Origin of the sequence: Micromonospora sp. DT62 (assembly GCF_049847285.1) — a bacterium.
GTDB classification, from domain to species: domain Bacteria; phylum Actinomycetota; class Actinomycetes; order Mycobacteriales; family Micromonosporaceae; genus Micromonospora; species Micromonospora reichwaldensis.
Genome location: NZ_JBNCOB010000004.1, coordinates 251,114 through 270,352, shown reverse-complemented (window position 1 = coordinate 270,352; position 19,239 = coordinate 251,114). Strand labels below are relative to the sequence as shown.

Sequence of the window (19,239 nt, the reverse complement as noted above, 5' to 3'; positions counted from 1 at the left end):
CTGCGCGGCGACGTCCCACGGCAGTACCGTGCCGGGTGACGGGGATCCCACCTACTGAAGGGGATGGAAACATTAACCCCATGAGAGCCCGGGTACTGGTGGTCGACGACGACCCCGCGCTCGCCGAGATGCTCGGCATCGTCCTGCGCAGCGAGGGCTTCCTGCCCTCCTTCGTCGCCGACGGGGAGCGGGCGCTGGCCGCGTTCCGCGAGAACCGCCCCGACATCGTCCTGCTCGACCTCATGCTCCCCGGCATGAGCGGCATCGACGTGGCGCGGTCGATCCGGACCGAGTCGGGCGTGCCGATCGTCATGCTGACCGCCAAGAGCGACACCGTCGACGTGGTGCTCGGCCTCGAGTCCGGGGCCGACGACTACGTGGTCAAGCCGTTCAAGCCCAAGGAGCTGGTCGCCCGGATGCGGGCGCGGCTGCGCCGGGGCGAGGACGTCGCCCCGGAGATGCTGACCATCGGGCCACCCGACAACCAGATCACCATCGACGTGCCGGCGCACACCGTCAGCCGCAACGGCGAGGAGGTGAAGCTGACGCCGCTGGAGTTCGACCTGCTGGTCGCGCTCGCCCGCAAGCCGCGCCAGGTCTTCACCCGCGAGGTGCTGCTGGAGCAGGTCTGGGGCTACCGGCACGCGGCGGACACGCGGCTGGTCAACGTGCACGTGCAGCGGCTGCGGGCCAAGATCGAACCGGATCCGGAGCGGCCGGAAATCATCCTCACCGTGCGGGGCGTGGGCTACAAGGCGGGCACCGGATAGCCTGGTCACACTGTGGCCACCTCCCCGATTCCGGACCCCCCGACGACAGCTCCGCGCCGGCGTGTCGCCGCGCGGGAGCTGTGGCGTGGCGTGAGCGGCCGGGCCGCGCGCCTGCTCTCCGGGTTGCACCAGAGCTGGCGCCGGTCGCTCCAGCTGCGGGTGGTGACCATCACACTGGTCGCGTCGAGCCTGCTGGTGGGCGGTTTCGCCTACCTGATCGCCGACAAGATCACCGGCATCCTCGTGGAGAACGTCGAGACCGACGTGCGGATCCGGCTGGGCAACGGCGCGGACTACGCGGCGAAGCAGTTCGGCCTCTACAACCAGCCGCAGGAGGGGCAGCTCCAGGAGACCATCGACGGCACGGTCAACTACCTGGCCGGCGGTGACCCGCAGCAGACCACCGGCGTCATCGTGGCGCTCACCGCCGACAACCACACCGGGGCCATCCAGCCCCGGTCCTCGCCCGCGGTCAACGTCCGCCCGCTGATCAGCCGGGAGCTGCGCGAGACCGTCGCCGGGGGCAAGGTCGCCAGCCAGATCCGCACCGGGCGCCTCGGCGAGGAGCGCACGAAATACCTGGTCTACGGCTCGCCGGTGCCCACCCGGTTCGGCCAGGTGGAGCTCTACTACCTCGTGCCGCTGGCCCGGCAAGACAAGACGGCCGCCGACGTACGGGGCACCGTGGCCGCCACCGGAGCGGCCCTGGTGCTCCTGCTCGCGCTGCTCGCCGGCCTGGTCACCCGGCTGGTGGTGACCCCGGTACGGGTGGCCGCCCGCACCGCCCAGCGGCTCTCCGCCGGCCTGCTCGACCAGCGGATGGTGGTCAACGGCGAGGACGACCTCGCCCTGCTCGCGGCGTCGTTCAACCAGATGGCGACCAACCTGCAACGGCAGATCCTGCGGCTGGAGGAGATGTCCCGGCTGCAACGCCGCTTCACCTCCGACGTCTCGCACGAGCTGCGCACGCCGCTGACCACGGTCCGGATGGCCGCCGACCTGATCTTCGCCGAGCGGGACGAGTTCGACCCGGCGGTGGCCCGCAGCGCCGAGCTGCTCCAGGCCGAGCTGGACCGGTTCGAGGAGCTGCTCACCGACCTGCTGGAGATCAGCCGCTTCGACGCCGGCTTCGCCATGCTCGACTCGGAGCCGACCGACCTGGTGCCGGTCGTGCACCGGGTGGCCGACCGGCTGTCGGGCCTCGCCGATCGCGTCGGGGTGGCCATCGAGCTGGACGTCCCCGGCACCCCGGTGATCGCCGAGGTGGACCCCCGGCGGGTGGAGCGGGTGCTGCGCAACCTGGTCGGCAACGCCGTCGAGCACGGCGAGGCCAAGCCCGTGCTGATCACGCTCGGGGTGGACGACACGGCGGTGGCGATCACCGTCCGCGACCACGGGGTGGGGCTCAAGCCGGGCGAGGAGAAGCTGGTGTTCAATCGCTTCTGGCGGGCCGACCCGTCCCGGGCCCGGCAGACCGGCGGCACCGGGCTCGGCCTGTCGATCAGCCTGGAGGACGCCCGGCTGCACGGCGGCTGGCTGGAGGCGTGGGGCGCGCCCGGGCAGGGCGCCCAGTTCCGGCTCACCCTGCCGTCGCGGGCCGGCGACCGGCTGACCACCTCGCCGCTGCGGCTGGTCCCGGCCGACGCCACGCTGCCCTTCGGCGGGCCCCGGGCGGGCGGGCTGCTGGCCATCGGCCCCGGCACCGGGGGCGCGCTCACGATCGGCCCGGGCACCGACGGCGCGCTGGCGGTCGGTCCGCGACGGCCGGGCAACGGGGGGCACGCGGAGGTGGGGTCGTGAGGCGTCGGCTGCTCGCCGGCCTGCTCGGCGGCGCGCTGCTGCTGGGCGGCGTGGCCGGCTGCGGCATCCCGGAGAACACCGAGGTCCGGGTGGACGGGCCGGGGCCGGCGGCGGAGGGCGCCTCGACCAGCGGCAGCCGGGGCGAGCCCCCGAGCCGGAGCGCCGGCGGCACCGACGCCGAGCAGTTCGTCGAGAACTTCCTCTCCGCCGCGGCCGGCGAGCCGGACCGGGCCTACCAGCGGGTCCGGCAGTTCATCGCCCCGGCCGACCGCGAACGCCTCCAGACCAAGCAGGGCAGCGAGGTCGCGCTGGCCGTCGTCCGGCTCACCGAGGATCCGGTGATCGTGTACGCGCCGGACCGGACCGAGGTCACCCTCAAGGTGCAGCAGGTCGGGCAGCTGCGTACCGACGGCACGCTGGGCCCGCCGGAGACGAGCACCACGACGTACACGTTCGAGCTGCGCAGCCAGGCCGGGCAGGAGGGCCTGGCCGACGGGGGCCTGTACGTGGCGAACCCGCCGACCGCGCTGCTGCTCAGCGTCGATGCGCTGGAGACGTACTACCAGAGCAGGACGATCTACTTCTGGAACAACGACCGCAGTCGCCTCGTCCCCGACCAGCGCTACCTGCCGCTCGCGGTGCCGGACGAGCGGCGGGTGAGCGAGGTGGTCAAGTGGCTGACGGCCGGCCCGTCGGCCTGGCTCGGCACGGGGGTGAGCAAGCTGCCGGACGGCACCCGCCTGATCAACAACGCTACCCGGACGGACGGCCGCTGGGAGGTCGACCTGGAGATGCCGGAGGACAAGGCCCGGCTGGAGCAGCTCGGCACGCAGCTCGCCTGGTCGCTGTCCGACCTCGACGGGCCGCTCGACATCAAGATCCGCAACCAGTCCCAGGAGTTCATCCCGGACCTGGAGCGGCGCCGCCGGGATCGTCCGGTGCACCAGCTCACGGAGAGCTTCCAGCGGTTCTGCGTCTACGAGGGTGCCGTCCACCCGCTGGCCTACGCCGGCGAGCCGAGCGGCCCGGTGCCCGTGGACGCCAAGGCGAACCGGAACGTCGTGTCCGCCGGGATCAGCCGCGCCGGCCACCAGATCCTGGCGGCGCTGGTGGTCACCGACGCCGACCGCCAGTGGCTCTCCGTCGGCACCGGCACCGATCCGGTGGCCGTGTTCACCCGCAGCGCCAAGGGCTACGCCGCCATGAGCCGGCCCGTCTGGCTGCGTTCCACGTACCGGGGGCAGCCGGCCGGGCTCGTGGTCGCCGACGGAAGCCTGTACCGCTTCGACGCCCAGGCGCAGCTCACCGCCGTGTCGCTGGGCGTACCCGGCCCGGTGACCGCGGTGGCGGCCTCGCTGGACGGCCACCGGATCGCCGTCATCGCCGGGGGTGCGCTCTACGTCGCCGCACTCAGCCCCGACGGCGCGGGGGTCACCCCCGGCCCGGCCCGTCGGCTGCACACCCGGCTGACCAGCCTGTCGGCCGTCGACTGGTACGGCGAGAACACCCTGGTCCTCGCGGGCGCGGTCGGCCGCCCCGCGGTCTACGAGGTCAGCGTGGACGGCGCCCGGGAGAGCCGGCTGGAGGACAAGATCGGCGCCCGGGTGACGCACCTGGCCGCGTACCCGGCGAACGCCGTGGGGCGCGTCGGCGCCGCGATGTACGAGGCGAACGGGGTGGCGTACCGCAGCGGCCCGTTCGAGCGGATCCAGCCCGAGCAGGTGCAGGAGGTCGCGCCGCCCTCGGCCGGGGCGCGTGCCGGCAACCCGACCGCCCCCTTCTTCCTCTACTGATCTCCGTGCGGGATCTCGGCGGGCTCTGGGCGGACCTCACCGACCTGGTGCTGCCCGTGGAGTGCGCCGGTTGCCGCGAGCGTGGGCCGGGGCTTCGGCACGGCGTCTGCCCGGAGTGCGTGGCGGCGCTCGGCGCGCTGCGCCCCCGGGCCGTACGACCCACTCCCGCCCCGCCCGACCTGCCGCCCTGCGTCGCCCTCGGCCCGTACGCGGGCCCGCTGCGGGAGGCGCTGCTGGCGTACAAGGACCACGGCCGGCACGGGCTGGCCCGGCCGCTGGGGGCGCTGCTCGCCGAGGTCGTGGCGGCGGCGGTGGGCGGGGTCCGCCCGGTGACGCTGGTGCCGGTGCCGGACACCGCGGCGGCGGCCCGCGCCCGGTACGGCGACCACCTCGGCCGGCTGACCCGGCACTGCGCGGACCGGCTGCGCCGGGCGGGCTGGCCGGTGCGGGTGCGGCGGCCTCTGCGGGCCCTGCCCCGCCCCGACTCGGTGACGCTGGACAGCGCCGGCCGGGCGGCGGCGGCCGACGCGGCCTTCCGGGTCCGCCCGCGGGTCCCGTCCGCGCCCGACGGGGCGGCGGTGGTGGTGCTCGACGACATCCTGACCACCGGGGCCACCCTCGCGGCGGTGGGGCGGGCGCTGACCGCGAGCGGGTTGTCACCGACGGTCGCCGCGGTGCTCGCCGCGACCGAGCGACGGCGCATTTTGTGACGGTGCGTGTTTCCGTTTCACCCGTTGGTGTATGAGCTGTGAAAAATTGTTGGCTGTCCCGGCGACCGGGGGTGACTGTCGGGCGAACACGAGTTAGCGTTTTCGTGTCGGGGGTAGGAGGTGTTTCCATCCACCCCCGGTGGTGAAAGGAGGCGTAGCCGCACTGACCGGTCGACGCCGAGTGGGGCCTCCCCCAGGGGTGCGCGACCGGATGCCGGAACGAACGACCGTCCGAACTAGGGAGGTCACATGGACATCGTGGTCAAGGGCCGTAACGTCGAAGTGCCGGATCATTACCGGGTGCACGTGGCGGAGAAACTCGCAAAGATCGAACGCTACGACCATAAACTCATTCGCGTCGATGTGGAGCTGTTCCACGAGCGCAATCCGCGCCAGGCGGACCACTGCCAGCGCGTCGAAATCACCTGCGTTTCCCGTGGCCCGGTGATCCGGGCGGAGGCCTGCACGAACGACTTCTACAGCGCGCTCGACGCGGCCATCGCCAAGCTGGACACCCGGTTGCGCCGGGCGGCCGACCGCCGCCGCGTCCACCGGGGCCGGCACGCGCCGCTCTCCGTCGCCGCCGCCACCGCCGGCCTGCCGGTGGCCGGCCTCGACGCGCCGCTGGGCGCGTCCCCCGACGGCGTCGGGACGGCCACCGCCGTCGCCGAACGGGTCGAGGAGGAGGAACACGACCAGCCCTGGCACATCGCGCGGGAGAAGGTGCACCCCGCCGAGCCGATGACCGTCGACGACGCCCTGTTCCAGATGGAACTCGTCGGCCACGACTTCTACCTGTTCCAGGACAAGGAGTCCGGCCGCCCGAGCGTCGTCTACCGGCGGCACGCCTACGACTACGGAATCATCTCCCTCGCCGTCTGACCCTCCGGCGCCGTGGTGGCGGCCCACCCGCCACCACGGCCGCCCGAGGCGGGCGGTCAGCGGAGTTCGTCGGGGAGCAGCCCGAAGACCAGGTCGTCGACGCGGCTGCCGGCCAGTCCCGGCAGCCGCCCGAGCAGCAGGCCCTCCCGGCGGAATCCCACCCGCTCCAGCACCCCGTGCGAGGCGGTGTTGGCGGGCACGGTGCCGGCGACCAGCCGGGCGATCCCGGCCGGCCCGAACGCCCAGCCGGCCAGGAGCCGCACCGCCCTGGTGGCCAGCCCGCGTCCCCGCTGGTCGGGCAGCAGCGCGTAGCCGACCGAGCCCTCACCGGCCGCCGGGTCGGAGAGGCTGAGCCCGCAACTGCCCGCCGGCTCGCCGGTGACCGCGTCGACGATCAGCAGGCGGGCGATGGTGCCGGTGAGCCACGCGCTCTCGGCCAGCAGGCAACGCCGCTCGACGGCCGCCCGGGTCGGCGGCACCGGCGGGGCCTGGTTCGCCACCACCTCCGGCCGCGTGTGCAGGCGGTACATCACGTCGACGTCGTCCGGGCCGAGCCGGCGCAGGGTCACCACGCCGTCGGTGAGCCGGCCGTCGGGCAGGTCCGGCAGGAGCCGGGGGGCGGGACCGGGCGGGTCGTCGGCGAGGCGTACCCACGCGAGCAGGTCCGTCCGGCCGCCGCCGCGCAGCTGGCCGGCCGCCCGGCGTACCCCCTCGTGGGTGAAGCCGGCGGCGAGCGCCACCCGCTGGCTGGCCGGATTCTCGGCGTGGGTCATCAGCTCCAGCCGGTCGACGCCGTGGCGCAGCGCGGCGTCGGCCAGGGCCCGGGTCGCCGCGGTGGCGATCCCGCGCCGCCGCGCCCACGGCGCGACCCAGTAGCCCACCTCCGCCTGCCGGCGCGGCGGCACGACCTGGCCGATGCCCGCGCCGCCGACCAGCCGGTCGGTGGTCCGGTCGGCGATGGCGTACGCGGCCCCGCCCGCGGCCCAGGCCGCCGGGGCGCCCTCGGTGATCCACCAGCGGGCGTCGGCCTCGGTGTACGGCTGCGGCATGCCGGGGTTGAACCGCAGGTTGACCGGGTCGCCGCAGCCGGCGGCCAGGTCGGCGGCGTCGGCGGGGCGGTGCTGCCGCAGCCGCACCCCGTCGGCCTCGATCACCTCGGGCGTCACATCAGGTCCCCGGCGAGCAGCGCGCCGACCCAGACGTCCACCCGCTTGTCGCGGTGGGTCAGCCCGCCCCGGGCGACGCCCTCGACCGTGAAGCCGGCCTTCTCGGCGACCCGACGGGAGGCGGTGTTGCCGACGTGGGCCCGCCACTCGATCCGGGCCAGGCCCAGCATGGTGAAGCCCCAGGCGCTGAGCGCGGTCAGCGCGGCCGACAGGTAGCCCCGGCCCCGGGCCGCGGGGGCGGCCATGAAGCCGACGTCGGCCAGCAGCGGGTCGGCGGGGGAGAGCCGCAGGTCGATCGTGCCGACGTACCGGTCCTCGGCGTCGGCGACCACGAAGCAGGCGCTGGTGCCGCCGGCCCAGGTGCCCCGGCCGAAGTTCAGGTACGACTCGGCGTCCGCCCGCTCGTACGGGTCGGGCACGGTGGTCCACCGGATGCTCTCCGGGTCCCGGCAGGTGTCGACGATCGCGGGCAGGTCGCGCTCCTCCATCGGGCGCAGCCGCAACTCGGTGGCGCCGGCGGTGGCGAAGAGGACGGGCTGGGGCCCGCCGAAGACGGCGGCGCGGCGGGCCTCCAGGGTGCCCGGCCCGGCCGGACCGGTCTCCCCGGGGGCGGGCACCTCGCCGGGGAGCAGGGAGCCGATCCAGCCCTCCGCGCTGCCGCCGGGGGCGGGGTCGGCGAGCCGCAGCCGGCCCTCGACGCGGAAACCCGCCCGGAGCGCGACCAGGCGGGAGGCGTGGTTGCCCACCTCGGCCTGCCAGATCAGCCGGCGCAGCTCCAGCGCGTCGAACGCCCAGCGGGCGACGGCCCGGCTGGCCCGGACGGCCACGCCCGCGCCCCGGGCCCAGGGCGCGGTCCAGTAGCCGATCTCGCCGGAGCGCAGGCCGGTGTCGATCGAGACGAGCCCGCAGGAGGCGAGCAGCTCGCCGGTGGCGGCGTCGCAGACCGCGAACGGCGCCCCGGCGCCCGTCGCCCAGTCCGTCGGGGTCACCTCGGTCACGAACCGGTGCGCGTGTTCGGGCAGGTACGGGCGCGGTACGGTGGTCCAGCGCTGAATGTCCGGGTCCTGGCACGCCCGGTGCACCGCGTCGGCGTCGGTCGCCCGCCAGGGTCGCAGCAACAGGCCGTCCTCGGTGATCTCGACAGGTTCCACCCGAGCCATCGTGCCGGACCGTTCGCGGACGGCGTAACCGGATTTCGGCGGGGCGGCGCGAGTCGGGGCGTGTTATGTCGGTTTCGCCGGCTCGGAGGGCCGCCACCAGTGACCATCGCGCCGATGGAGCGCCTACGATGGTTCGAGACTGTCTAGGGGAGCGTTGATCCGTGTCGATTCTGGAAAAGGTCCTCCGCGCGGGCGAGGGCCGTATGGTGCGCCGGCTCAAGGCCATCGCCGCCGCCGTCAACTCGATCGAGGACGACTACGTCAACCTCACCGACGAAGAGTTGCGCGGCATGACCGACCAGTTCAAGGAGCGGCTCGCCGACGGCGAGACCCTCGACGACCTGCTGCCGGAGGCGTTCGCGGTCTGCCGCGAGGCGGCCGCCCGGGTGCTCGGCCAGCGGCCCTACGACGTCCAGGTCATGGGCGGCGCGGCGCTGCACTTCGGCAACATCGCCGAGATGAAGACCGGTGAGGGCAAGACCCTGACCTCGGTCATGCCGGTCTACCTCAACGCGCTCTCCGGCAACGGCGTGCACGTCATCACGGTCAACGACTACCTGGCCCAGCGGGACGCCGCCTGGATGGGCCAGGTGCACGAGTTCCTCGGCCTCACCGTCGGGGTGGTGCTGCCCAACCGGCCGGCCACCGAGCACCGGGCCGCCTACGAGTGCGACATCACCTACGGCACCAACAACGAGTTCGGCTTCGACTACCTGCGCGACAACATGGCGTGGTCGAAGGAGGAGCTGGTCCAGCGCGGCCACAACTTCGCGGTGGTCGACGAGGTCGACTCGATCCTCATCGACGAGGCCCGCACCCCGCTGATCATCTCCGGCCCGGCCGAGCACTCCGCCCGTTGGTACGGCGAGTTCGCGGGCGTCGTGGCCCGGCTCCAGGCCGGCAAGGACGGCGAGGGCGACTACGAGGTCGACCACTCCAAGCGCACCATCGCCGTCACCGAGCGCGGCGTGGCCAAGGTCGAGGACCGGCTGGGCATCGACAACCTCTACGAGTCGGTCAACACCCCGCTGGTGGGCTACCTCAACAACGCCATCAAGGCCAAGGAGCTCTACAAGCGCGACAAGGACTACATCGTCAGCGACGGCGAGGTCCTGATCGTCGACGAGTTCACCGGGCGCATCCTGCACGGCCGCCGCTACAACGAGGGCATGCACCAGGCGATCGAGGCCAAGGAGGGGGTGGAGATCAAGCAGGAGAACCAGACCCTGGCCACGATCACCCTCCAGAACTACTTCCGCCTCTACGAGAAGCTCTCCGGCATGACCGGCACCGCCCAGACCGAGGCGGGCGAGTTCAACAAGGTCTACAAGGTCGGTGTGGTGACGATCCCGACCCACCGGCCGATGGTCCGCCAGGACCGGCCGGACGTGATCTACAAGACCGAGAAGGCCAAGTTCAACGCCGTGGTGGAGGACATCGCCGAGCGGCACGCGCTGGGTCAGCCGGTGCTCGTCGGCACCGTCTCGGTGGAGAATTCCGAGATCATCTCGCAGTTGCTGCGCCGGCGCGGCATCCCGCACTCCGTGCTGAACGCCAAGTTCCACGCCCGCGAGGCCGAGATCGTCGCCCAGGCCGGCCGCAAGGGCGCCGTCACCGTCGCCACCAACATGGCCGGTCGTGGCACCGACATCCTGCTCGGCGGCAACGCCGAGTTCCTCGCCGCCAACGAGCTGCGCCAGCGCGGCCTCGACCCGGTCGAGCAGGAGGAGGAGTACGCCAAGGCGATGGAGGAGGTCCTGCCCCAGTGGAAGCAGGCCTGCGACGCCGAGGCGGATGAGGTCGCCGCCGCCGGTGGGCTCTACGTGCTGGGCACCGAGCGGCACGAGTCCCGGCGCATCGACAACCAGCTGCGCGGTCGGTCGGGCCGGCAGGGTGACCCGGGCGAGTCCCGCTTCTACCTCTCCCTCCAGGACGAGCTGATGAAGCGCTTCCGCTCCGGCGCCGTCGAGGCGGTCATGGAGCGCTTCAACATCCCGGAGGACGTGCCCATCGAGTCGAAGATGGTCACCAAGCAGATCAAGAGCGCGCAGGCCCAGATCGAGGGCCAGAACGCCGAGATCCGCAAGAACGTCCTCAAGTACGACGAGGTCATGAACAAGCAGCGCCAGGTGATCTACGCCGAGCGGCTGCGGGTGCTCAACGGCGAGGACCTCTCCGACCAGGTCCGCAACATGATCGACGATGTCGTTGACGCGTACGTGCGGGGGGCCACCGCCGACGGCTACGGCGAGGACTGGGACCTGGAGCAGCTCTGGGCCAGCCTGAAGCAGCTCTACCCGGTGGGCATCACGATCGAGGAGCTGGAGGAGGAGGCCGGCGGCTCGCGGGCCGGCATCGACGCGGACTTCCTGCTCTCCCGCCTCAAGGAGGACGCGCACGCCGCGTACGACCGGCGTGAGGAGCAGCTCGGCGAGGAGGGCACCCGCCAGCTGGAGCGGATGGTCCTGCTCCAGGTCATCGACCGCAAGTGGCGCGAGCACCTCTACGAGATGGACTACCTCCAGGAGGGCATCAGCCTGCGGGCGTACGCCCAGCGCGACCCGGTGGTGGAATACCAGCGCGAGGGCTTCGACATGTTCGCGACGATGATGGACGGCATCAAGGAGGAGACGGTCGGCTTCCTCTACAACCTCGAGGTCCAGGTCAACGAGCCGGAGCCCGAGGCCGAGGAGGTCCAGCTGCTCGACAAGCCGGTCGAGATCCGGGCCAAGGGCCTGGGCCGGGCCCCGCAGCAGCAGGGCCTGCAGTACTCCGCGCCGACCATCGACGGCGAGGCCGGCGCCGGTGCGGTGGCCGTCGAGCACGCCGAGCAGCAGGCGCCCGCGCTGGGCGTCGGTCGTCCGGCACCGGCCGCCCCGGCCGCGCCGGGGACGACCGCCCCGGCGGCGCCGCAGCGTCCGGCGTCGGGTCTGCGCGGCCCGGGCGTCCCGGCCGGCAACAACCGGCGGGCGGCGTCGGGGCAGGCGGAGGCCGGCAACGGCCCGTCCCGCAACGCGCCGTGCCCGTGCGGGTCCGGCCGGAAGTACAAGCGCTGCCACGGCGCCCCCAACGGCGGCGCGTGACCGGCAGCTGAGCGGGCCCGCGCCCGCCGGAGCAAGTCGAGCCGTGGTCCTCGTGGACCACGGCTCGCTTCCGTCTCGGCCACCGTCCGGGCGGCTGGCCACCCGGGGCGGACCTGGTGCGCACCTCGGCGACCGTCGGGTCGGCGCGCACCAGGTCCGCCCCGGGCTCGTGGGTGAGCACCATGCGCGCGTGGCCGGAGCCCGGCAGCTCAGAGCACCTGGAGGGCCGTGCAGAGCCAGCTGCCCCGGCGGTGCTCCAGGCGCAGCGCCATCGCCCAGGTGCGCCCGCCCGTGCTGGCGAGCACCGCGGCCACCTCGACGGCGGCGGTGCGCGGCTCGCAGACCCGCAGCCGGAGCAGGCGTACGGCCGGGCGGGTCGACCGGCGGCGGAGCGGACCGGAACGGGCGGTGGCGCGGGCCAGCTCGGGCAGCAGCCCGGCCGCCCGCGCCGGGTCGAGCAGCGGCCGGAGCTGCCCGGGCGAGCGGTAGCCGTTGAGCACCTCCAGGCAGGTGCGGACGAACCGGTGCGCGGCCCCGGTCGCCTCGGGGGTGGCGGTCACCAGCGCGTCCAGTGGCAGCGGGGCGGCGGGCCGACGGCCGGGGCCGGTCGGCACCGGCCGCTGTCGTCGGCCGGGCGGCCGGTCGGCCTCGCGTCGGGACGGCTCGAACAGGTCGAGGACGAGCTGGGCGTGACCCGGGGCCGGCCAGTGGGCGTCGTCGTCGGTGAACGACGGCTCGAACGAGGGGGCGGGGCGTAGCCGGACGGGAGGCCGCGCCGGCCCGGGTCGGCGGTGATCGGTCATCCGGAAACCTCCCATGATCTTGCGTTTGCCTTCGTTTGCCTTCGACAGGCTCCATTCTCAGGCACGGCAGAGCTCACGGTCAATGCCTCTGCGGATCGGTCCGGTTACTCCGGGTCGCGGTCGGCCAGCGGGTTGCTCCGCACCCAGTCGGCCGTCTCGGCGTACTTGCGGTCGATGTACTCCTCCAGCCGGGCGCGTTCCACCCGCCACTGGCCACGCCCGCCGATCTTGATCGCGGGCAGTTCGCCGCTGCGCACCATGTGGTAGACCTGCGAGTCCGACACGTTCAGCTCGGTGGCCACGTCGGAGAGCAGCAGGAACCTCGGCTCCACGAAAACCCCCGGGGTTGGCGTCGTTTGGTTCAGTTTGCCACCGACGGCCGACATGGCCCAGCCGCCCGGACGCGACCTGCGCCGACCCGCTCCGGGACACACCGGTGGGACGCTTCCACCGGAGAAGGTGCGCGGTGTATGACGGTCACGGCGATAGGGCATGATCGGCCGGGGCCGGCGGAAGCCGGCGCAGGGACCTGAGCGGGGGAGACGACCGGTGACCGAGGAGCTTGTCCGGGTGTACGTGCCGGCGACCGTCCCGATGCTGACCCTTCTGCGCGGCGCCGGGCTGCCGGTGGCCGCCGCGCACGCGGTGACCCCCACCCTGCGGGAGTGGTACGCCGAGGGCGACGAGGAGGAGCTGGAGTACGTCGCCTTCACCCGGGCCGCCCAGGACGCGTTGCAGCTGCTCCGGGCCGACCCCGACGCGCCCCGCCGCCGGATCGTCGTCTCGGTCGACCTGCCCGCCTCGGCCGTGGGCCGGGGCGACGGGGAGCTGGGCTCCAGCGCGGTCGAGCTGAGCGCCCCTGTGCCGGTGGGCGCCGTCGCGGCCGTCCACGTGGACGGCGCCGACGCGGTCGAGGACGTCTCCGCCGCGGCGGAGGTGGTCACCGAGGCCCTGGCCGGCGACCCGGACGCGCAGTTCACGGTCGACGGCGCCGAGGACCACGAGCTGGAGTGGTACGACGTCACCGAGCTGGACCTGCTGCTCCGCGCCACCTCCTGACCCCCGCCCGCCGCCTGACGGCCGGTGCCGGCGCGGCGGGACGGGTACCGCGAGGTCAGCGGGTGGGAGCGGCCTCGACCGGCTCGTCGTCGTCGGCGTGGGCCGGCCCCAGGGTGCGGCCGAAGGCGATCATCGCGGTCAGGGCGCCGACGAAGAGCACCCAGATGGCGTTGTCGATCCGGGAGGTGCCCAGCGAGGTCTGGGCCACCGCGTCCGCCTCGCTCAGCGCCCCGGCCAGGTCGAGCAGGGACCGCCCGCCGACCCGGATGATCACCTCGGCGACGATCAGGAGCAGGCCCGGGCCGGCGCCGGCCAGCAGGTAGGCGGGCCAGCGGGGCGCGGGCGCCGCCGCGTCGAGCCGGGCGGCCCGGCGGCGGGCCAGGGTCAGGTACCCGAAGGCCAGCAGCCCGGCCACCAGGCCGGCGAGCAGGGACTCGGTGCGGGACACCCACTTGGCCGCGCTCAGCAGCGACTCCTGGCCGTCGCCGCCGCCGAACAGGTCGAAGAGCGGGTCGCGGGCCCGGCTGAAGGCCACCACGAAGATCAGCGTGCCGAGGGCGGCGGCCACCACGGCCCCGACCACGGACCCGCTACGCGCGCCGGCGACGGCCCCGCCGACGGTCGCGGCGGCGGCGGTGGTGGCGGCGATCACGTTGGTGGTCGCGTTGTCGGCGTACGTCAGGTTGATCGCGAACGCGGCGGCGAGCCCGACGAGCAGGCCGGTGCCGATCGCCGCCACGAAGCGCAGGGTGACCCGGTCGCTGCCCCGGCGGGCGAGCAGGTCGACGCCGAAGAGGGCGAAGCCGGCGCCGGCGACCAGCGCCGCCGAGATCACCCCCGGCAGGGCGAACGCGGAGAGGCTGATGGCGGTGAGCCCGGCCGCCGCGGAGCTGATCACCTCGCGGGTCGACCAGAGCATCGCGGCCAGCCACCCGAGCGCCAGGAGCGCCAGCACCGGCGCACCGGGCGCGAGCGGCAGCGCCGTCCCGCCCCGCAGGTCGACGGAGGGTCCGGCCCCGGTCGCGTCGGTCTCGTCCACCGGTGCGGCGCCGGTGGCGTCCCGCGCTTCGGCGGCGGTGTCCCCGGCGGCGTCCGTCGTGCCGGTGGCGGTTTCCCCGACGGCGTCCGTCGTGGCGGCGGCGGTGGCCCCGATGGCGTCCGTCGTGGCGGGAACCGCGTCGGCGGCCGGCGCCGACCGGTCGGACTCCGCGGCTGCGGAGCTGCCGGGCTGCTTGGTCATCGTCTTCCCTCCGACGGACGCCCGGCCCCGGTGGGCCGGCAGTTCACCGGCCACCCAGCGTACGCGTCCGCCACGCCCGCCCCCGTCGCCCGCCCCGCGCGGGGTGGGAGGGCTGCGGGTGGGGCGTGGAAGAATCGGGAGAGGTCCCGCTGCCGTGACCGGTCAACCCGGCACGGCGTCGGCGCCGGTCACCCGGCCGGTGCCCGCGGGTCCGGTTTCGCCACCGCTGTCGAGATCGCCAGGAGCCTTGATGGACGCTGTGTTCTCCGTACCCGAGCCGCGCAACGAGCCGGTCCGCAACTACGAGCCGGGCAGTGCCGACCGGGAACGGCTCCAGCGGCGGCTGACCGAGCTGGCCGCCGAGCGGATCGACCTGCCGATGACCATCGCCGGTGAGCAGCGGATGGCCGGCGGCGAGTCGATCGACGTCGTGCAGCCGCACAGGCACGCGCACGTGCTCGGCGTCACCGCACACGCCACCCACGACGACGCCCGCGCCGCCGTGAAGGCCGCCAAGGACGCCGCCGGAATGTGGCGGGCCCTGCCGTTCGAGGAGCGGGCCGCGATCTTCCTGCGCGCCGCCGAGCTGCTCGCCGGCCCGTGGCGTGACACGCTGAACGCGGCCACCATGCTCGGCCAGTCGAAGACCGTCATCCAGGCCGAGATCGACGCGGCCTGCGAGTTCATCGACTTCCTCCGGTTCAACGTGCACTTCGCCCGGGAGCTGCTCGAGGCGCAGCCGATGTCGTCGCCGGGGGTGTGGAACCGCTTCGACCACCGCCCGCTGGAGGGCTTCGTCTACGCGGTCACCCCGTTCAACTTCACGGCCATCGCCGGCAACCTGCCCTCGGCGCCGGCCCTGCTGGGCAACACCGTGGTCTGGAAGCCGGGCCCGACCCAGCAGTTCTCCGCGCACTTCACCATGCGGCTGTTCGAGGCGGCCGGCCTGCCCCCCGGCGTGATCAACATGGTCACCGGGCGCGGCGAGGAGGTCTCCGACGTGGTGCTCGCCGACCCGGACCTGGCCGGCATCCACTTCACCGGCTCCACGAAGGTCTTCCAGCACCTGTGGCGGACCGTCGGCGAGAACATCTCCCGCTACCGGGGCTACCCCCGGCTGGTCGGCGAGACCGGCGGCAAGGACTTCGTCGTCGCGCACACCAGCGCCGACGTCGACGCCCTGCACACCGCCCTGATCCGCGGCGCCTTCGAGTACCAGGGCCAGAAGTGCTCGGCGGCGTCCCGGGCGTACGTCCCGCGGTCGCTGTGGGAGGGCGGGCTGCGCGACCGGCTGGCCGCCACCGCGGAGTCCCTGACCTACGGCGACGTCACCGACTTCGGCAACTTCGGCGGCGCCGTGATCGACGCCAAGGCGTTCGACCGGCACCGCGCCGCGCTGGAGCTGATCTCCGGCGACGACGCCTGCCGGGTCCTCGCCGGCGGCACCGCCGACGACTCCGTCGGCTGGTTCGTCCGGCCCACGCTGTTCGAGTGCACCGACGCGGCGCACGAGACGTTCACCACCGAGTACTTCGGGCCGATCCTCGGCGTGCACGTCTTCGACGACGGCCGCTTCGACGACGTGGTCGGCCAGGCCGAGTCGATCGCGCCGTACGCCCTGACCGGGTCGATCTTCGCGACGGACCGCCGGGTGGTCGACGCGGTCGCCGAGAAGATGCGGTACGCCGCCGGCAACTTCTACATCAACGACAAGCCGACCGGCGCGGTGGTCGGGCAGCAGCCCTTCGGCGGCGCCCGGGCCAGCGGCACCAACGACAAGGCCGGCTCCTGGCACAACCTCGTCCGGTGGATGTCGCCCCGGACCATCAAGGAGACCTTCGTCGCGCCGACCGACCACACCTACCCCCACATGGGCTGAGGTGTCAGGAGGGCCCCTTCTCAACGCCTCGTGCGCAGGAAGGGGCCCTTCCTCGCCAGCGGGCGGGGGTGGGGCGACGGCGGTACGGTGGCCGCTGTGACCCACCCCACCCCCGCGCAGGATCCCCACTTCGGCGAGCAGGGTGGCCTGCTCACCTACACCGACTACCTGCGGCTGGCCGACCTGCTGGCCGCCCAGGTGCCGGAGTCCGACCCGGCCTCCCACGACGAGCTGCTCTTCATCACCATCCACCAGGTCTACGAGCTGTGGTTCAAGCTGCTGCTCTCCGAGCTGACCGACGCCCGGGACCGGCTGCTGGACGGCGAGACCTACCTGCCCCGGGTGCGGCTGGAGCGCTGCCACGTGGTGGAACGGGTCCTGATCGGTCAGGTCGACGTGATCGACACGATGACCCCGCAGGACTTCCTGGCCTTCCGCACCAAGCTCGCCCCGGCCTCGGGCTTCCAGTCCGCCCAGTTCCGGGAGATCGAGTTCCTCTCCGGCCTGAAGGATCCGGACTACCTGCGCCGCTTCCGGGGGCTGCCCGACGTCGAGCGGGAGCGCCTGGAGCGGCGGCTGGCCGAGCCGAGCCTCTGGGACGGCTTCCTGGCCGTGCTCGGCCGGGCCGGCTTCGACGTCGCCGAGGAGGAGGCGCGCTTCGCGGCGTACGCCACGATCGCCGGGGACCGGGAGCGGTTCGGGCCGCTGTGGGACCTCGCGGAGGCGCTGGTCGCCCACGACCAGGCGTTCTCACTGTGGCGGGCCCGGCACGTGCTGATGGCCGAGCGGCAGATCGGCACGAAGCCCGGCACCGGGGGCTCGGCCGGTGGGGCGTACCTGCGCTCCCGCGTGGAGACCCGGTTCTACCCGGAGCTGTGGGAGCTGCGTAGCCGACTGTGACCGTCCCGCGCCTCCCCGGCGGACTGTCTCGCGCCGACAGTGCACATAGGAACCCGACCGGGTGGCGAAAATGCCAAATCCTGGACGCCGCGTCGGCAAAGTGGCAGCGTGAGGGGCATGGCGGATTCCGGAGTCAACCCCACGGCGGCGGCCCTGCTCGGGCTGCTCCACGAGGGCCCCATGACAGGTGGCCAGTTGATGGCCGCCGCCGAGCGCCGACTGGCGCCGTACTGGTCGATGACGCGTAGCCAGGTCTACCGGGAGCTGCCGGTGCTGGCCGAGCGGGGCCTGGTCCGGATGGGCAAGCCCGGCCCGCGCTCCAGCCAGCCGTACGCGATCACCGCAGCGGGAAAACGGACATTCTCCCGCTGGCTGGCCGAGGAGCCGGGGCGGGACACCATCCGCAACCCGATCGCCCTGCGGATCGCCTTCGGTGAGCTGCACTCGGCCAGCCAGCTCAAGAACCTCCAAACCGCGGCCAACGAGTACCACACCGAGGCCCTGGCCAAGGTCCGGGAGCAGGTCAAGAACGCCAAGAAGGAGGGCGACGCGTACGACGCCAGCGCGCTGGAGTTCGCCGTCGCCTACCACAAGGCCGCCCTGTCCTGGCTGAAGAGCGCCCCGGTCGCCTGATCAAAGGCGCCCCACCGGGATCTTTTTGGCCCGTGCTGCGGGGTTTGCAGGCTCACTCCTCGCACGAACTGGGTCTTTTTGGCTCGTGCTGCGGGGTTTGCAGGCTCACTCCTCGCACGAACTGGGTCTTTTTGGCTCGTGCTGCGGGGCTCGCAAGCTCACTCCTCGCAAGAGCAGTACCCTTGTCTGTCGTGACCGCTGCCGATTACGCCGAACAGCTCAAGGACCTCGACGCCACCCTGCGCAACATCGAGGCGGTGCTCGACATCGACCGGCTGCGCGCGGACAAGGACCGCCTGGAGCAGGAGGCCTCCGCGCCCGACCTGTGGGACGACCAGGCGAAGGCCCAGGAAGTGACCTCCCAGTTGTCGTACGTCAACGGCGAGATCAGCAAGCTCGGCAGCCTCCGTTCCGGGCTCGACGACGCCAAGGTGCTGCTGGAGCTGGCCGAGGCGGAGTCCGACCCGGGGGTGCTCACCGAGGTCCAGGCGGAGATCGCCACGCTGGGCAAGGCCATCGAGGAGATGGAGGTCCGCACCCTGCTCTCCGGCGAGTACGACTCCCGGGAGGCGCTGGTCGCCATCCGGGCCGGCGCCGGCGGCGTGGACGCGGCGGACTTCGCCGAGATGCTGCTGCGGATGTACCTGCGCTGGGCGGAGCGCCACGGCTACCCGACGGAGGTCTACGAGACCTCCTACGCCGAGGAGGCGGGCCTCAAGTCGGCCACCTTCACGGTCAAGGTGCCCTACGCGTACGGCACGCTCAGCGTCGAGTCGGGCACCCACCGGCTGGTGCGGATCAGCCCCTTCGACAACCAGGGGCGCCGGCAGACCAGCTTCGCCGGCGTCGAGGTGCTGCCGGTGGTCGAGCAGACCGACAGCATCGAGATCCCCGAGAACGAGATGCGGGTCGACGTCTACCGCTCCTCCGGGCCGGGCGGGCAGAGCGTCAACACCACCGACTCCGCCGTGCGGCTCACGCACATCCCGACCGGCATCGTGGTCACCTGTCAGAACGAGAAGTCCCAGTTGCAGAACAAGGCGTCCGCGCTGCGGGTGCTCCAGGCCCGGCTGCTGGAGGTCAAGCGCCAGGAGGAGCAGGCGAAGCTCCAGGGCCTGAAGAAGGACACCACCGGCGCGTGGGGCGACCAGATGCGCTCGTACGTCCTGCACCCGTACCAGATGGTGAAGGACCTGCGGACGGAGCAGGAGACGGGCAACCCGACGGCGGTCTTCGACGGCGACCTGGACAAGTTCCTCGAGGCGGGCATCCGGTGGCGCAAGCAGCAGCAGCTCGCCGGCGACGCTGCGTGATCAACCGTGGGCGGAGCGCGTCATCGATCTTCCCGGTACGCCCGAATT

Annotated in this window: 16 protein-coding genes; 11 read left to right on the top strand and 5 right to left on the bottom strand. The window is 73.2% G+C overall.

The features are described 5' to 3' along the window. The first annotated feature begins 80 nt into the window (after positions 1 to 80). The 5 genes from mtrA (at position 81) to hpf (ending at position 5,955) form a co-directional block, all read left to right on the top strand. Complete coding sequence (gene mtrA / locus ACPXCB_RS08775) at positions 81 to 770, top strand: MtrAB system response regulator MtrA (protein WP_120733217.1); 690 nt, start codon at positions 81 to 83, stop codon at positions 768 to 770. Between the two features lie 12 nt (positions 771 to 782). Next, entirely contained in the window at positions 783 to 2,570 is a 1,788-nt protein-coding gene (gene mtrB / locus ACPXCB_RS08770; protein WP_425873833.1) for an MtrAB system histidine kinase MtrB, read from the top strand. After that, entirely contained in the window at positions 2,567 to 4,363 is a 1,797-nt protein-coding gene (locus ACPXCB_RS08765) for an LpqB family beta-propeller domain-containing protein (protein ID WP_425873831.1), read from the top strand. Before mtrB ends, ACPXCB_RS08765 begins: the two co-directional genes overlap by 4 nt. Positions 4,364 to 4,368: 5 nt before the next feature. Then, on the top strand, positions 4,369 to 5,073 hold the full coding sequence (locus tag ACPXCB_RS08760; protein WP_425873829.1) for a ComF family protein: 705 nt from the start codon (positions 4,369 to 4,371) through the stop codon (positions 5,071 to 5,073). A gap of 249 nt (positions 5,074 to 5,322) precedes the next feature. Next, the gene (hpf, locus tag ACPXCB_RS08755) at positions 5,323 to 5,955 is read left to right on the top strand and encodes a ribosome hibernation-promoting factor, HPF/YfiA family (protein WP_132233588.1); all 633 of its coding nucleotides are present in this window, start codon (positions 5,323 to 5,325) and stop codon (positions 5,953 to 5,955) included. A gap of 56 nt (positions 5,956 to 6,011) precedes the next feature. On the opposite strand, the gene ACPXCB_RS08750 is transcribed toward hpf, so the two are convergent. Further along, the gene (locus ACPXCB_RS08750) at positions 6,012 to 7,121 is read right to left on the bottom strand and encodes a GNAT family N-acetyltransferase (RefSeq protein ID WP_425873827.1); all 1,110 of its coding nucleotides are present in this window, start codon (positions 7,119 to 7,121) and stop codon (positions 6,012 to 6,014) included. Beyond that, positions 7,118 to 8,281 (bottom strand): GNAT family N-acetyltransferase, encoded by a 1,164-nt coding sequence (locus tag ACPXCB_RS08745; RefSeq protein WP_425873825.1) that lies wholly within the window; start codon positions 8,279 to 8,281, stop codon positions 7,118 to 7,120. Before ACPXCB_RS08745 ends, ACPXCB_RS08750 begins: the two co-directional genes overlap by 4 nt. Before the next feature lie 161 nt (positions 8,282 to 8,442). On the opposite strand from ACPXCB_RS08745, the gene secA reads away from it, so the two are divergent. After that, on the top strand, positions 8,443 to 11,364 hold the full coding sequence (secA, locus tag ACPXCB_RS08740; RefSeq protein WP_425873823.1) for a preprotein translocase subunit SecA: 2,922 nt from the start codon (positions 8,443 to 8,445) through the stop codon (positions 11,362 to 11,364). Between the two features lie 209 nt (positions 11,365 to 11,573). Here secA and ACPXCB_RS08735 read toward each other — a convergent pair whose 3' ends face one another. Further along, complete coding sequence (locus ACPXCB_RS08735) at positions 11,574 to 12,167, bottom strand: Rv3235 family protein (RefSeq protein ID WP_425873821.1); 594 nt, start codon at positions 12,165 to 12,167, stop codon at positions 11,574 to 11,576. Between the two features lie 104 nt (positions 12,168 to 12,271). Next, positions 12,272 to 12,553 carry a helix-turn-helix domain-containing protein gene (locus ACPXCB_RS08730; RefSeq protein ID WP_425873819.1) on the bottom strand — a complete coding sequence of 94 codons (282 nt, stop codon included), beginning with the start codon at positions 12,551 to 12,553 and terminating at the stop codon, positions 12,272 to 12,274. 163 nt (positions 12,554 to 12,716) lie between these two features. Between ACPXCB_RS08730 and ACPXCB_RS08725 the strand changes: the two genes are divergently transcribed. Beyond that, a complete protein-coding gene (locus tag ACPXCB_RS08725) occupies positions 12,717 to 13,226 on the top strand; it encodes a DUF6912 family protein (protein ID WP_425873817.1) in 510 nt (169 codons plus the stop codon). A gap of 55 nt (positions 13,227 to 13,281) precedes the next feature. Here ACPXCB_RS08725 and ACPXCB_RS08720 read toward each other — a convergent pair whose 3' ends face one another. After that, positions 13,282 to 14,466 (bottom strand): hypothetical protein, encoded by a 1,185-nt coding sequence (locus ACPXCB_RS08720; protein WP_425873815.1) that lies wholly within the window; start codon positions 14,464 to 14,466, stop codon positions 13,282 to 13,284. 250 nt (positions 14,467 to 14,716) lie between these two features. Here ACPXCB_RS08720 and pruA point away from each other — a divergent pair, with 250 nt between their 5' ends. The 4 genes from pruA to prfB all read left to right on the top strand — a co-directional run bounded on the left by pruA (position 14,717) and on the right by prfB (position 19,191). Next, complete coding sequence (gene pruA / locus ACPXCB_RS08715) at positions 14,717 to 16,345, top strand: L-glutamate gamma-semialdehyde dehydrogenase (RefSeq protein ID WP_425873812.1); 1,629 nt, start codon at positions 14,717 to 14,719, stop codon at positions 16,343 to 16,345. A 96-nt stretch (positions 16,346 to 16,441) separates the two neighbouring features. Beyond that, a complete protein-coding gene (locus tag ACPXCB_RS08710) occupies positions 16,442 to 17,245 on the top strand; it encodes a tryptophan 2,3-dioxygenase (protein ID WP_425873810.1) in 804 nt (267 codons plus the stop codon). Between the two features lie 117 nt (positions 17,246 to 17,362). Continuing rightward, complete coding sequence (locus ACPXCB_RS08705) at positions 17,363 to 17,878, top strand: PadR family transcriptional regulator (protein ID WP_425873807.1); 516 nt, start codon at positions 17,363 to 17,365, stop codon at positions 17,876 to 17,878. A 191-nt stretch (positions 17,879 to 18,069) separates the two neighbouring features. Then, on the top strand, positions 18,070 to 19,191 hold the full coding sequence (prfB, locus tag ACPXCB_RS08700; RefSeq protein WP_425873804.1) for a peptide chain release factor 2: 1,122 nt from the start codon (positions 18,070 to 18,072) through the stop codon (positions 19,189 to 19,191). Positions 19,192 to 19,239 lie beyond the last annotated feature (48 nt).

Coding starts and splice junctions, on each gene's coding strand:
- mtrA (WP_120733217.1), top strand. CDS start 81: ATGAGAGCCCGGGTACTGGTGGTCGACGACGACCCCGCGCTCGCCGAG.
- hpf (WP_132233588.1), top strand. CDS start 5,323: ATGGACATCGTGGTCAAGGGCCGTAACGTCGAAGTGCCGGATCATTAC.
- ACPXCB_RS08745 (WP_425873825.1), bottom strand. CDS start 8,281: ATGGCTCGGGTGGAACCTGTCGAGATCACCGAGGACGGCCTGTTGCTG.
- ACPXCB_RS08735 (WP_425873821.1), bottom strand. CDS start 12,167: ATGACCGATCACCGCCGACCCGGGCCGGCGCGGCCTCCCGTCCGGCTA.
- ACPXCB_RS08730 (WP_425873819.1), bottom strand. CDS start 12,553: ATGTCGGCCGTCGGTGGCAAACTGAACCAAACGACGCCAACCCCGGGG.
- ACPXCB_RS08720 (WP_425873815.1), bottom strand. CDS start 14,466: ATGACCAAGCAGCCCGGCAGCTCCGCAGCCGCGGAGTCCGACCGGTCG.
- pruA (WP_425873812.1), top strand. CDS start 14,717: ATGGACGCTGTGTTCTCCGTACCCGAGCCGCGCAACGAGCCGGTCCGC.
- ACPXCB_RS08705 (WP_425873807.1), top strand. CDS start 17,363: ATGGCGGATTCCGGAGTCAACCCCACGGCGGCGGCCCTGCTCGGGCTG.